The organism is Roseospira visakhapatnamensis, from assembly GCF_014197915.1.
Classification (GTDB): domain Bacteria; phylum Pseudomonadota; class Alphaproteobacteria; order Rhodospirillales; family Rhodospirillaceae; genus Rhodospira; species Rhodospira visakhapatnamensis.
In genome coordinates, this window is the sequence record NZ_JACIGK010000029.1 from 39,412 (window position 1) to 54,118 (window position 14,707).

A 14,707-nucleotide genomic window follows, 5' to 3' on the forward strand; every position below is an offset into this window, starting at 1 on the left:
ATGCGCCACACTGATCCGCGGCGAGCGTGATTCTGTGCGCGAGGTCGCGGCCCGTGCTCCGCTCATGCCGGCGTTGACGGGAAACGAAGGTAGGCAGCGGCGATGAGATCGAAGACAGACGACAGGATCACCGCCGCCGCCCAGGGTCCGGACCCCACGCCCCGACGGGATCAGGCCGCCTCCCGCGCCGCCGCGCCGGCGCGGGAAACACCGGCCCGCTATTCGACGCTGGGCCGGGTCATGCCCGAACTGGCCCTGATCAGCCTGTTCATGAACGTGCTGTCCCTGGCCCTGCCCCTGGTTCTGTTGCAGGTCTATGATCGCATCCTGCCCAACGCCGCGTTGAGCACCCTGGGTCTGCTGGTGCTGGGCATTGGCGTCGCGCTGATCCTGGAGAGCCTGCTCAAGCTCGGCCGCTCGACCCTGACCGGCTGGGTCGGCGCGCGGTTCGAGTACCTCACCGGCGTGGCCGCGCTTCGGCGCCTGCTGGACGCCAGCCTGAAGGACTACGAACGCACCGGCAGCGGCGTACACCTGGAACGCCTGAGCGCCCTGAACACGGTCAAGGACTTCTACGCCGGCCAGGCTCTTCTGTCCCTGCTCGACCTGCCGTTCGTCGTCCTCTACCTGAGCATCATCTGGCTCCTGGGTGGGTGGCTGGTGCTGGTCCCCCTGGGCCTGCTCACGGCGTTCGCCATCGGCGCCCTCATCCAGGGGCATCGTCTGCGCCAGGCCATCGGCGAGCGCATGGACTACGACGACCGCCGGGTGAACTTCATCATCGAGATCCTCAAGGGCACCCATACCCTGAAGTCCATGGCCATGGAGGCGCAGATGATGCGCCGCTACGAGCGCCTTCAGGAGACCTGCGGACGCGGCAACCAGGCGGTCACCCTGGCCAGTTCGACGGCGCTGGGGCTGGGCGCCTTCTTCAATCAGGCGACCATGATCGCCACCGTCGGCACCGGCAGCGCCATCGTCGTCGCCCAGGACATGACGGTGGGTGGCCTGGCCGCCTGCACCTTGCTGTCCGGGCGATCCCTGCAACCCATCCAGCGCGCGCTGGGGGTCTGGACCCGGTTCCAGACCATCCAGTTGGCCCGCCAGCGGCTGCTGGAGATCTTTCGCACCCCGCCGGAATGTGCCCCCGGCCTGCCCGAGCCGACCGACGTGCGGGGCGCGCTGGCCCTTGAGGGCGCCGCGTTCGCCTTCACCGAGGATGGCCCCGACATCCTGCGCGACCTGACGCTCCAGGTCGCGCCGGGGGAGTGCGTGGGCATCTCCGGCGGCAACGGCTCGGGCAAGACAACCTTGCTGGCGATGATGAGCGGGACCCTCAAGCCCACGCGTGGGACCGTCACGCTTGACGGCGTCTCGCTGCACGCCTTCGACCAGCGCAAGCTGAAACGCCATATCGCCTACCTGCCGCAGCAAGGCGAGCTGTTTCGCGGGACCATCCTGGACAACATCACCATGTTCGACCCGACGCGGGCCGAGGATGCCATCGCCCAGGCCGAGGCGCTGGGCCTGGGACCGATCATCGCCGCCATGCCCCTGGGCTACGACACCCCCATCGGCGATGGTGCCGGCGAGACCCTGCCACGCGGCATTCGACAGCGCATCGCCGTGGCCCGGGCGCTGCTTTCGCGTCCCCGGGTGGTCCTGTTCGACGAGGCCAACACCGCCGTGGACGGGCGCGGCGACGCGGCCCTGCGGGCGGGGCTCGAGGCCCTGAAGGGCGACCGCACCATGATCCTCGTCAGTCACCGCCCGTCCCTGTTGAACCTGGCCGACAGGGTGTTCGACCTGGACGATGGAACGCTCACGCCACGCGGCCAGCCCCGGGCCGCGACACCGACACCGGCCGCCACGCGACCACCGGCCCCCCCGCACACCGCGGGTCAGGCCGGGTCTCCCCTCCAGCCCAGGGATGACGAGGCCCCGCGGGATGCCCGGCCCCGGTCGGGGTTCGGCCGGCGGGGGACCGCGCCATGACCGTCGAGCAGCGCGCCCGCAAGCCCCCCCCCGCGACGCCCGATCAGGCCGATGACGATCCCGGCCGGATCTGGGACCGCAGCACCGAACAGATCGGGCTGTCGCGGCTTACCCAGGACTCCCTGGGCGGATTCAAGGCCACCAGCGATTTGGCCTCGTGCCTGGTGCCGCTGCTTCAGGCCCTCAACTGGCTGGGCAATCCGCGCCATGTGGCCGAGGCCCTGCCCCACTTCGCCGATGACCTGGACATCACCGGCCTGCGCAACACCATGGCCAACCTGAACTACACCAGTCGGCCGGAGCAGGTCCGCCTGCGGTCCATCGATCCCCGCCTCCTGCCCTGCCTGTTCCTGCCCGAGCGGGGAAGCGCCCTGGTGGTGCTGACCATCGAGGGCAAACAGGTCACCGCCTACGACGGCGCCACCCGGGAGACGGGGGCCTACGCGCGGCCCGACGCGCGCGGGACGGCCTACTTCTTCACGCCGCTGGACCCGGACGAAGGCCAGGCGCTGCGCCAGCGGGTCGGCTGGTTCGGACTGATGTCGCAGCGGTTCCGGACCCTGGTATGGCGGATGCTGCTGATCACCCTGGTGCTCAACCTGCTGGCCCTGGCCGCGCCGCTGTTCATCATGGGCGTCTACGACAAGGTCGTGGGGCCGCGCGCGCTGGACACGCTCGGCTGGTTCGCCCTCGGCGCCGGTCTGGCGGTGCTGTTCGACGCGCTCCTGCGCGGCGTGCGCGCGCGCATGCTGGCCTACCTCGGCGGCCGGCTGGATTCCATCGTCGGCAACACCGTGTTCCAGCGCATCCTCTATCTGTCGCCGTCATTCACCGAGCGTGCGACCATCGGCGCCCAGGTGGCCCGCATCAAGGATTTCGAGTCGGTGCGGGAGTTCTTCACCGGCCCCCTGGCGACCGTCTTCATGGAGTTCCCCTTCGTCCTGCTGTACGTCGTCGTCCTGGCGGTGCTGGGGGGATGGATCGCCGTGGTGCCCCTGATCACCCTGGCGCTGTTCATCACCCTGGCGCTGATCATGACCCCGGTGGTGCGCGAGAACGTGGCCGAGAGCGCCAAGGCCGGATCCCGTCGCCAGGAGTTCCTGGTCGAGACCACCACCAAGATGCGCGCCATCAAGCAGGGGGGGATCGAGCCGGTCTGGCTGGACCGCTTCCGTCCGGTCGCGGCGCGCGCGGCCATGGCCAGCTATCGCACGGCGCAGACCCAGAACCTGTTGCAGACCCTCAGTCACGTGCTGATCGTCGCCTCCGGGGTCGCGGCCATGACCCTGGGCGTCAATCAGGTGCTGCTCGGCGGCATGAGCGCCGGCGCCCTGATCGCCTGCATGATCCTGGTCTGGCGCGTGCTGTCACCCATGCAGACCTTGTATATGTCCCTGTCCCGGTTCGAGCAGATCCGCGCCAGCATCCGCCAGATCAACAACCTGATGAACATCCAGTTGGAGCGCGACCCGCAGATCATGGTGCAGCCGCTCAAGCGGCTGCGCGGCCGGGTCACGTTCTCGCGCGTCTCGCTGCGCTACGCGCCGGGCGCCGACCCGGCGCTGGTGGGCGTGACCTTCACGGCCGAACCCGGCGAGGTGGTCGTCGTCACCGGCCCGAACGGGTCCGGCAAGTCCACGGTCCTGAAGCTGATCACCGGGCTCTATCGGATCCAGGCCGGGTCCCTGCGCATCGACGACCGCGACATTCGCCAACTCGATCCCATCGAGTTGCGTCACGCCGTGGCCTACGTGCCGCAGCAAAGCACCTTCTTCTACGGCACCATCGCCCAGAACCTGCGCCTGGTGGAACCGACCGCCAGCGACACCGATATCCGCTGGGCATTGACCGAGGCCGGCGCCCTGGAAGACGTGACCCGGTTGCCCGACGGCCTGGCCACCCGCATCGGCGACGGCAAGTCGGAACTGCTGACCGCCTCGCTGCGTCAGAAGCTCAACCTGGCCCGCGCCTACCTGAAGCGTTCCGCCATCTACCTGTTCGACGAACCGGTCAACGGCCTCGACGTCGAGGGCGACCAGCGTTTCATGGCCAGCGTGCGCCGCATGCGCGGGCATGCCACCGTGTTCATCGTCACCCATCGGCCCAGCCATTTCGCGCTCGCCGACAGGCTGTTGGTCATGGACGCCGGCGCCGTGCGGCTGTCCGGCCCTCCCGACGAGGTCCGCCCGAAAATTCCGCCCGACCTCATCTGAGCCCGCCCCCTTCGGAGCCCGTGCCGCCATGCCCTCCGCCAGCCACAGCAGCGCCCGGTCCGCCAAGGCCAGCCGCCAGGCCCGCCACCTGGCCCAGTCCATCGTGCTGGAGGAATCCGGGCCCTCGGCCCTGGTGCGCATTGGGCTGATGCTCATCTGCGCGCAGGTCGTCGTTTTCCTGATCTGGGCCGGCCTGACCGAGGTCAAGGAGGTGGCCAGCGCGCCGGGCACCGTGGTGCCGTCCTCCAACCTGCAGATCGTACAGCATAAGGAGGGTGGCATCGTCCGCGAGGTGCTGGTCGAGAAGGGCCAGTTGGTGGAACAGGGCGCGGTGCTGATGCGGCTGGATCCCGTGGTCGCCCGCTCGGAACTGGAACGGCTGCTGACCCGGCGCGTCAGCCTCCAGCTCAAGGCCGAGCGGCTGCGCGCCTTCGGCGAACGGCGGGATCCCGACTTTTCCTTCGCCGAGGATCGCTTCGCGTCCCTGGTCGATGATCAGCGGCGTATCCTGGAACTGCAACAGGAAGAACACGCGGCGTCACGCGAGGTGCTGCTCAACCAGCTTGAAAGCAACAGCAAGGAAATGGAGCTTGTCACCAACAAGATCGAGTCCTTGCGTCGACAGTTGGTCCTGCTGGAGCAGCAGCGAGAGATGCGCCGCACCCTGATGGTCCAGGGCCTGAGTTCGCGCCTGCACTTCCTGGAGGTTCAGCGCGACATCGAACGCATGAAGGGCGAGATCACCGAACTCACCAATCAGATCACGGTCGGCGAGCGCCAGCGGGCCGAGATCGAGAGCCGCCTGGACGAGTTCGAGGCCACCAACCGCCGCGACGCGCTGGACGAGGTGGGCGATGTCAACGCCGAGATCAGCGAGGTCGATCAACTGATCGCCGGCGAGTCCGACCGTCTGAACCGCCTGGCGATCATCGCGCCGACGCGGGGCCTGGTGCAGGATCTGACGGTGCGGACCCCCGGCGCGGTGGTCCAGCCCGGCGGCGCCCTGCTGAGCCTGGTTCCCATCGATGACGCCCTGATCGTGGAATCGCGCATCCAGACCCGGGACGTGGGCCACGTGCATGCCGGCCAGCCGGTCACCGTGCGCGTGACGGCCTATGACTTCGCCCGCTACGGATCGGTGGACGGCGTGCTGACCGACGTGTCACCGACCACCTTCCTCGACGAGCAGACCGGCCTGCCCTACTACAAGGGCGTCGTGCGCCTGCACAAGAACAACGTCGGCCAGCGCGACGGCGAGAACCCCATCCTGCCCGGCATGACCGTGGATGCCAGTATCGTGACCGGCGAGAAGACCGTCCTCGCCTACCTGCTGCGTCCCATCTACATCTCGCTGACCCAGGCCTTTCAGGAACGCTGACGCTGGGCGCTCACGTCCCTGGCCCGTCATGGGCACGGAAGAGGTGAGCGCGCCGGCCGGCGCAGCAGGTCCCCCGGCGCGCGCCCCGCGCCGTGTCCCGTGTTCGTCCCGCGCACAGGGAGGCCCGCCATGCCCACCCCACGCCAGACCGGTCCGTCGCCCACACCGCCCGAGGAGTCGCGGCCCGCAGACACCCTCGACCTGGGCAGTGTTCAGGACGCCGAGGGCGACAGCCCCGACGGCTGGGCGGACGCCGTCGTGGAGCCGGCCCCGACCGCGCCGGACGACGCGGCGAGCGACGGCACCCAGGGCTGGGTCGACCTCGTGGCCCCCGAGGTGGCCGACGACGAGGACGCCGACGACTCGGGAACGATCGGGGACGACCCCGACGCCGCACACGGCGCCTACGATAGACTCATGGCAGAGGATGAGACCGACTGAGAACCACACCAAGTGTAGGGTGGCGTTTGCTTGTCGCGAGGCTCTCTATAACCAATGGCCTATGTGTTTGTGATACTGTTGTTGTGATGGCGGCAAAGGCCCACTTCACCTTTGTTTGGACTCACCATGCCGCGTAAGCTGGGTACAAATGTTCGGCGCTGACGTGGAGACCCCCTCCTCACGATCGTCGCGCCCGCGCCAACGCCGCCACGAGGACTTCCCATGGTCGATGACGTCAAGCCCACCGTGTCCGACGAGCGTCAGATCCTCGACGATCTGACCAGCCTCTCCGACAGCCGTGCCCCGGCCGCCGACGACGCGGAGACTCAGGACGCCCTGTCCAGCCCCATGGACGGCGACGACGCCCGGGCCAACGAGAACGTCCACCAGGGAACCAACCGCACGGTGGATCGCCCCGATCGGCCCGACCCGCAGCAGGGGGGAACATCGGCGGACGCGGTCGCGCTGGACACGCTGGCCCGCGCCGGCGGGACCGACGGCGGCACCGAGCCCGGGGTGGACGGGCTTGATCCCGGACTGACGGCACGCCAGGGCGGGATCGCGGATGAACGCGGCGGCGATGCCGTGGCGCGGGATCCGGCCGGTCTGGTGGATCCCGGCCCGGAGCAGGAGCTGGAGCAGGGACGCGATCCCGCCGGACCGGTGGGGGGGGGTTCTCTTCGCCCCACGGCGGCGCCGGTGGTGGATCGGGACCCAGGCCCGGCCGGGGGTTCGGGCCCGGCCGAGGGCTCCGGACTCGGGGACGGCGCGGCGGTGGCCCTTGATCGCGCCACGGACATCGGGGGCGAACCCTTTGGCGCGGGCGTCACCGACGTCGGCCCGCAATCTGGCGGCGAGACCGGTGGTGGCGACGCGGGCGGCGAGACCGGCGGCGGCGAGACCGGCGGTGGCGACACGGGCGGCGAGACCGGTGGTGGCGACACGGGCGGCGAGACCGGCGGTGGCGACACGGGCGGCGAGACCGGTGGCGGCGACGCGGGCGGCGAGACCGGTGGCGGCGACACGGGCGGCGAGACCGGTGGTGGCGACACGGGCGGCGAGACCGGCGGCGGCGACACCGGCGGCGAGACCGGCGGCGGCGACACCGGCGGCGACACGGGCGGCGAGACCGGTGGCGGCGAGACCGGCGGCGGCGACACCGGCGGCGAGACCGGTGGTGGCGACACCGGCGGCGACACGGGCGGCGAGACCGGTGGCGGCGACACGGGCGGCGAGACCGGCGGCGGCGACACCGGCGGCGAGACCGGCGGCGGCGACACCGGCGGCGAGACCGGTGGTGGCGACACCGGCGGCGGCGACACTCAGCCCCCCGATCCGGACCCGGACGTGCATTTCATCGTCGACAACAACGGCACCTGGAAGCCCACTTTCGAAGGCAACAAGACGTTCGGCATTGAGGAGAGCGGCACCTATCAGCAATGGGGCGCGACCATCACCGCCGACACCGATGCCACGGGCGACGGCCAGACCTCCATCGGCGTCGACAAGTGGAACCGGGCCAAGAGCGTCCTGGCGCGCAGCGACGAGTCCGCAGACCTGTCCGTCGACAACTTCGTGCACGCTGAAGTTCGCCTGGGCGACGGCGGCGACAGCGCGGTGACCATTGACCGCGCCAAGCGCGGCGTGGTGGTGACCGGCGACGGCGACGATGTCGTGGACATCGACGCCCAGACCAACAATGCCGGCTGGGACAACACCTTCACCGTCGCCACCGGCGACGGCGACGATACGGCGGTGATCACCGGCGACAAGGGGCATACCCAGATCGTCGCGGACATGGGAGACGGCGACGACACCGTCACCCTCGACGGCCGGATGCGCTCGTCCGAGGTGGATGGCGGCGCCGGCGACGACACGCTGACGGGCGGCGTCGGCACGGACACCCTGCGCGGTGGCGAGGGCAACGACGCCGTTGATGGCGGCGCCGGCAACGACGTGCTGGAGGGCGGATCCGGCGACGACGTCCTGGACGGCGGCGCGGGCGTGGACCGCGTGGAGGCCGGCGCCGGAAACGACGTCGGGCACTACCGGCTCGCCGATCGCGCCGAGGACGGCCTCGACACCTACGACGGCGGCGAGGGGCATGACACCCTAAAGATCGAGGTGGACGACGCCAGCCTGACCGACACCACCGTTCTCGCGGAACTCCGCGCCTTGCGCGAGGCCATACAGAACCAGGCCGAGGGCGACGGCGAGGTCACCTCCGAGACCCTGGGGTTGCGGGCCTCCAACTGGGAAGACATCTCGATCAAGGACGTCCGGGGCAACGACGTGGACCTGGACTCCGACGGGGTCTCGGTCACGGCGGAGCAGGCCAGCGGCGCCGAGGACACGGCCATCGCCCTGGACATCTCCAGCGCGTTGACCGACACCGACGGCTCCGAGACGATGGCCATCACCATCGCCAATGTCCCGGCCGGGGCCACGCTGTCGGCCGGCACGGCCAACCCGGACGGGTCCTGGACCCTGACGACCGACGACCTCGCGGGCCTCACCGTCACCCCGGCGGCCGACGCCGATACCGACTTCGAGTTGCAGGTCAGCGTCAAGGCCACCGAACTGAGCGGTCACACGACCGAGGCGACCACCTCGTTGGCGGTGTCGGTGGAGGCCGTCAACGACGGCCCGGTGATCAGCGGCCTCGCCGACGTGATCCGCGTCACCAACGTGAAGGGCCTGTCCTACCGCCATGACTTCAGCACGGACTCGGCCTTTCCCGACCTGACGGAGAACCGGCGGCTGGATCCCGAGAAGGTCAATGGCGTCGATCCGGACAGCCTGACCCTGACCCACGACCACGACGTCTCCGTCACCTTCGTCAGCGAAGGCGCGGGCTACCACAATTCCCTGGGGTGGTATGTCGTCGACGAGGACGGCACCATCAGCAATCCGCAGATCGTCTACGGCGACGCCACCGACAAGGTCATCGCCAGGGAGGGCACCGAGACCGTCACCCTGACACCGCCCGAGGACGGCTTCGAGGGCAAGACGCTCGGCTTCTTCCTCATCGGCAACGGGCACAACAAGAACAAGAAAACCGACTTCTGGGACGACGCCGCAGCCAACGAGAACGGCACGCTGGCGTTTGTCGACGAGAGCCCGCTGGGGCGCGGCTCGACCCTGGTGCGCGAGGACGACGGCAGCCTGGCCTGGGTCAAGCCCGGCAACGATGGCGCCGAGGATCGCGCGCCGGCCACCCTGGCCACCACCGGCAGCGCCACGCCCAAACTGGTCTTCATCGGCGAGGACGGCAACGTCAGCGAGGTGGGGGCCCAGGGCGGCATCTATCACTCGACGGCCGTCGGCGACACCAAGGGCCTCAACCCGGACGACAAGCAGCACGCCATCAGCGGCGTGACCGACGATGGCGAGCACCTTCTGGTCGGTTTCGAGGACCTGAGGGGGTTGGGCGATCACGACTTCAACGACCTGGTGTTCAAGGTGGACGTCGGCTCGGACAACGCCCGGCAACTGGTGCCCACCGCCGTCGCCCCGGGCATCGAGGTCACCGACGTGGACAACGCGCTGCTGACCGGCGCCGAGGCCCGCTTGACCGACGGATTCATGCCGGGTGACGAACTGCACCTGCACGGCCTCGACATCGACGACGACGGCTTCATCGCCGGGACGTCCATCAAGGTCGAGATGGTCTCGGACGATCAGGGCAGCGTGATCCGCTTCACCGGCGACGCCGACCACGACACCTACACGGACGTGCTGAGCCGCGTGAAGCTGCAGAACAGCGGCGACGACCCGGAGTTGGGCGACCGCTTCATCGACTTCACGGTCAGCGACGGCGAGGACACCGGAACCGCGCGCGCCACCGTGCGGGTCACGGACGATCCGGACGCCAAGGACATCATCCTCGACGCGGGTGAGGGCGACGACGTCCCGCTCGCGGAGGCCGGCCAGACCGAGGACGCCGCCGCCGAAGACCCCCTCGTCGCGGCGACCGACGGCGTCGACGGCGCGCTCGCCACGGCCGGCATGACCGCCGCGGACGACGAGGAAAGCGGACCCGAGGCGGCACCCCAGGCCGTGACCGGCGGCTCGGACAACGACAACGGACCAGATGACGGCCAGGACGATGACAACGGCGGTGATGACAGCCGTGGCGACCTTGCCCCCGCCAACGATGACAGCGACGCGGGAGACGACGGTCAGGAGAGCGATGGCCAGGACGGCAACGTGGACTTCTTCCTGCTGGAGGAACAGGAGACGTCCGACGATGGAAGCTGGCTCGAGGTCGCGGAAAACGGTGGCGGCGGCCCGGCGCGCGGGGCACCGTCCCTGGCCACCCTGGACGACGACGGCGGCGGAGCCGAGGACGGCGGCGGCGAGCGGCAGAGCGCGGAGGAGGATCCGCCCGCCAGTGCCGCGGACCCGGCCGGACCGGACGATGATGCGTTCGGCTCCGACACCGCGATGGTCATGTGACCACGCCCACGTCGGGACGGGACACCCGGAGACGAGCATGGCACCGGCACCGCGAGGCGGACTTCGGCCTCGGGTCCGATGACTTCGGATCACGGGCGGATGGTGTCACCGCGCGTAGGGATTGCGGCTCTTGCGCAGGTACAGGCGCACCGGCACGCCCTCGAACCCGAAGGTCTCGCGCAGGCCGTTGACCAGATAGCGGACGTAGCTGTCGGGCAGGTCCTCGGCCCGGCTGCAGAACACGGCGAACGTTGGCGGACGCGCCTTGGCCTGCGTCATGTAACGCAGACGGACCCGCCGGCCGTGCTGCCCCATGGGCGGCGGATGGGCCTCGGTCATCCCGGTCAGCCAGCGGTTCAGGCGACCGGTCGCGACCCGGCGGTTCCAGACCTCGTGGGCCTCCAGCGCGGCATCCATCAGGCGATCCAGGTTGCGCCCCCTGAGGGCGGACAGGGTCACGAACCGGATGCCCCGCGCCTGGGTCAACGAGGTCTCCAGGCGGTCGCGCATGCGCTTCAGCACCGCCGCGCGGTTCTCCGCCGCGTCCCACTTGTTCACCGCCAGCACCAGGGCACGCCCCTCCTCCACCACCATGCGGGCGATGCTCAGATCCTGCTTGTCCATGACCATGTTGGCGTCCATCACCAGCACCACGACCTCCGCCATGCGGATGGCGTTCAGGGTATCGGCGACGGACAGCTTTTCCAGGCTCTCCACCACCCGTCCCTTGCGCCGCAGGCCGGCGGTGTCCACCAGGCGGATGGGGCGGCCCCGGTGGCTCCAGTCGATGGCGATGGCGTCGCGGGTGACCCCGGCCTCGGGACCGGTCAACAGGCGGTCCTCGTCCAGCAGGCGGTTCACCAGCGTGGACTTGCCGGTGTTGGGCCGCCCGACGATGGCCAGGTTCAGGGGCCGGGGCGGCGCGGTGTCGTCGGCCTCCGCCGGGGGCGCGTCGGGATCGGCATCGTCGTCCTCGGCGTTGGCCAGGGCGCGGGCTTCCAGCGGCGAGACACCATCGTCACCGGCCTCGTCATGCATCTCGGCCGTCTCCGGGTCCGGCGCCTCGGCGCCAGCCCCGCCGGGGGCCGCGTCGGCCCGCGCCGCCAGCGCCTGTTCATGGGGGAGCAGGGCCTCGTACAGCAGCGCCAGTCCGTCGCCATGCTCGGCCGACAGGGGCACCGGGTCGCCCAGGCCGAGACCGTAGGCGTCCATCAGCCCCCCCTGCCCCGCGCGGCCCTCGCACTTGTTGGCCACCACGATCACGGGCGTCGGCGAGACCCGCAGGATCTGAGCGAAATGCTCGTCCAGGGGCGTGACCCCGGCGCGCGCGTCGATCAGCATCAGCGCCACGTCGGCCTCGGCCAGGGCGCGTTCGGTCTGCTGGCGCATGCGCCCTTCCAGGGCGTCGGCCGGCGCCTCCTCCAGGCCGGCCGTATCCACGATGCGCAAGGCCATGTCCCCCAGGCGGCCGTCGGCGAAGCGACGATCACGGGTCACGCCGGGCTGGTCGTGCACGATGGCCAGGCGGCGTCCCGCCAGCCGGTTGAACAGGGTGGACTTGCCCACATTGGGGCGGCCGATGATGGCGACGGTCAGCGTGGTCATGGGTCAGGCGCCGTGCTGGGGCCGGGCGCCGGCGCCCGGACCGGGGAACTGGGATGAGTCGCGAACGGACGCCAGCGGCGCGCGGATCGCCGGTACGCCGAACGATCGCGATGCCGGATCAGCGGAAGGCGATCAGGTCGCCGTTGTCGGCCAGGAAGACCAGCGTGTCCTGGGCCAGCACCGGCGGAATCGAGATTCCGTCCGGGGCCTCGACATAGCCCAGGATCCGGCCGGTGTAGGGGGAGACGGCCAGGATCTCTTCATTCGTGCCCCCGACCACCAGGCGATCCGACGCGAGCAGAGGGCCGGTCCAGGTGATCGGCTCGTCCTTGTCGTCGGGATCGACCCAGGTCTGCAACGGCGTGACCCACAGGATGTCACCGGATCCGGACTGCACCGCCACCAGTTCGGACGTATTGGTCAACACGTAGAGCATGTCTCCGGCCAGCCAGGGCTGCTGCACGCCGCCCAGCTCCATCTGCCAGATCCGCTGTCCGGTGGCCAGATCGATGGCCGTCATCAACCCGCTGTGACCGATCACGAAAATACGATCGTCGGCCATCACCGGACGGGCACGGATGTCCCGCAGATCGCCCGCCGCGTCGGTATGCCGTCGCACGGTCACAGAGTCCTGCCACAGGGTGGCGCCGGTCTCCACGCGCAGGGCGAACAGCTCGCCGGAGGAATAGGCGACGATCACCGTGCCCTTGTCCACCGCCGGCGCCGGTGCCCCCAACAGGCTGGTGACCTCGGGCGATCCGGCATGAGTCCAGAGCTTATGGCCGTCCTGGGCGGCCAGGGCCAGGGTCTGATTGTCCACCGTGACGACGAACACGCGCCCGCTGTTCAGGGTCGGGGCGGCGCGCATGGGCGCCCCGATGTCCTCGCGCCACAGCTCCTGGCCGGTTTCGGCATTCAGGGCGACCACCTTGCCGAACCCGGTGGTCGCGTAGACGCGCCCCTGCTGATCGAACGCGACGCCGCCGCCCAGGATGTAGCCGTCGTCCTCCTCGTCGTCGCTGTTCGGCAGATCGGCGCGCCAAAGCTCGGCCCCGGTGTCCAGGTCGAAGGCGCGCACCTCGGCCTCGGCATCGATGGTGAAGACCCGTCCATCGCCGATGACGGGTTCGGCCAGCAGGGCGGTTCGCGAGGTCGAGCCGCTGCCGGCATCGGCGCGCCAGATCATCTGCGGCGCATCCGCCATGGTCATGTGATGCATGGCATGGTTGGCGAAGCCGCCGGCCATGGGCCAGTCGTCGTTGGGCAGTGGCGGCGGCAGGCGAATGTCGTCCGGATCGCCGGACTGCCGGGGCAGGCTGGATCTCTGTTCAAGCACGCTGATGCGCTGGCCCGGCAACGGCGGTTCGTCGTTGCCGCCCAGCCAGCCGCAGCCCCCCAGGCCGACGGCCAGGGCCACGACAAGTCCGGCGGCGATCGCCCGGCCCACGCAACGCCTTCCGGGACCCGTCATGGACCCGGGCGCCATGCGCGCCACCTCCGCCCGGTCGCCCCCGGTTCGGCCGACCCCGGTTCCACAGCCCATGGCCTATCCCCCGTCCACGACCGAGGCCGCGCCATCGGACCCGGCCTCGTCCGGCTCGATCGCGCCCCCCAGCGCGGCCAGCATGTCGGCGGCTCGGCGGCGGACACCGTCGGGCACGTCCCGGTCGCTCGCCAGGCCCTGATAGGTCGCGCGCGCGACCGCCACGTCGCCGGACTCCATGGCCAGCAGGGCCAGCATTTCCTCGGCCAACGGACGCCAGGGACTGTCGTCCTGGGTCAGCGGGCGCAGCCGGCCCCGCACCGAGTCCTCACCCTCCGTGTCCAGCGCATGCAAGGCCGCCAGCATCGTCGCCAGGTCGCGGGCCGCCTGGGGTGCGCTCCCGTCGGCGGACAGGGCGTCGTAGGCGAGGATCGCCGCCGCCGCGTCCCCCTGGGCGGCCAGGACCTCGGCGCGCCGCAGGGCCGCCAGGGCGGCGTATCCCGTTCTGCCCTCGTCGGCCAGATCCCGAAGCGGGCCGACCGCCGGCCCCGCGTCGGTCCCGGCGCGCGGGGTATCGGCCGCGAAGTACCGCTGGGCCTCGCTGGATCGCACCGACGACTGCCAGGCCTTCCAGCCCTCGAAGCCCGCCACCACCAGCACGACGACCAGGGCCGCCGCGATCACGTGGCCGCCGAAGCGCTTCCACAGGCGCTGCATCTGTTCGCTGCGGAGATCCTCCTCGACCTCGCGAAACAGAGCCTCCTGGGAGACATCCATCTGATCCGGGGTCGACCGGCCCTTGGGGTCGCCGCCGGGCGTCTTGGGGCTCTTGGACAAACACGGTCTCCTGCCTGCGTCGGTGTCCCGCCGGCCCTCCCCTCGTCTCCGGGAGGCGGCGGAACCGGACGCACACCATAATCACAGGGCCTTCCGAAGGCAACGCGTGGCGCGCGCCGACAGCAGTTCTCAGGATGGGGTTGGAGTGTGTCGCAACCGGGTCTGGTGATTGAAGGGACAGGTGAGGAGGGGCGGGCTCAGCGTGGCTGGGGCGGCGGGACTCCGGTTGTGAGGGTGCGCATGAGGGCGGCCCAGGACGGGAAGACGAGATAGGCGGTGATGGTCGCCAGATGGGTG

Annotated in this window: 8 protein-coding genes; 5 read left to right on the top strand and 3 right to left on the bottom strand. The window is 70.3% G+C overall.

Annotated elements, in window-relative coordinates:
• Window positions 1–102 precede the first annotated feature (102 nt).
• From GGD89_RS15935 to GGD89_RS20425, 5 genes are all read left to right on the top strand, one after another.
• Window positions 103–1,995: a peptidase domain-containing ABC transporter gene (locus GGD89_RS15935; RefSeq protein ID WP_184047169.1), complete on the top strand. Its 1,893-nt coding sequence runs from the start codon at window positions 103–105 to the stop codon at window positions 1,993–1,995.
• A complete protein-coding gene (locus GGD89_RS15940; RefSeq protein WP_184047173.1) occupies window positions 1,992–4,208 on the top strand; it encodes a peptidase domain-containing ABC transporter in 2,217 nt (738 codons plus the stop codon). The genes GGD89_RS15935 and GGD89_RS15940 overlap by 4 nt, the downstream gene beginning before the upstream one ends.
• A 28-nt stretch (window positions 4,209–4,236) precedes the next feature.
• Window positions 4,237–5,586: an HlyD family type I secretion periplasmic adaptor subunit gene (locus GGD89_RS15945; RefSeq protein ID WP_184047176.1), complete on the top strand. Its 1,350-nt coding sequence runs from the start codon at window positions 4,237–4,239 to the stop codon at window positions 5,584–5,586.
• A 129-nt stretch (window positions 5,587–5,715) separates the two neighbouring features.
• Window positions 5,716–6,027 (top strand): hypothetical protein, encoded by a 312-nt coding sequence (locus GGD89_RS15950; RefSeq protein ID WP_184047179.1) that lies wholly within the window; start codon window positions 5,716–5,718, stop codon window positions 6,025–6,027.
• A 222-nt stretch (window positions 6,028–6,249) separates the two neighbouring features.
• A complete protein-coding gene (locus GGD89_RS20425) occupies window positions 6,250–10,485 on the top strand; it encodes a DUF4114 domain-containing protein (RefSeq protein ID WP_184047183.1) in 4,236 nt (1,411 codons plus the stop codon).
• Between the two features lie 105 nt (window positions 10,486–10,590).
• Here GGD89_RS20425 and der read toward each other — a convergent pair whose 3' ends face one another.
• From der to GGD89_RS15970, 3 genes are all read right to left on the bottom strand, one after another.
• Window positions 10,591–12,090: a ribosome biogenesis GTPase Der gene (der, locus tag GGD89_RS15960; protein ID WP_184047186.1), complete on the bottom strand. Its 1,500-nt coding sequence runs from the start codon at window positions 12,088–12,090 to the stop codon at window positions 10,591–10,593.
• 118 nt (window positions 12,091–12,208) lie between these two features.
• Window positions 12,209–13,537 (bottom strand): outer membrane protein assembly factor BamB family protein, encoded by a 1,329-nt coding sequence (locus tag GGD89_RS15965; RefSeq protein ID WP_343058629.1) that lies wholly within the window; start codon window positions 13,535–13,537, stop codon window positions 12,209–12,211.
• A 99-nt stretch (window positions 13,538–13,636) separates the two neighbouring features.
• A complete protein-coding gene (locus GGD89_RS15970; protein ID WP_184047189.1) occupies window positions 13,637–14,410 on the bottom strand; it encodes a tetratricopeptide repeat protein in 774 nt (257 codons plus the stop codon).
• Between the last annotated feature and the right edge of the window lie 297 nt (window positions 14,411–14,707).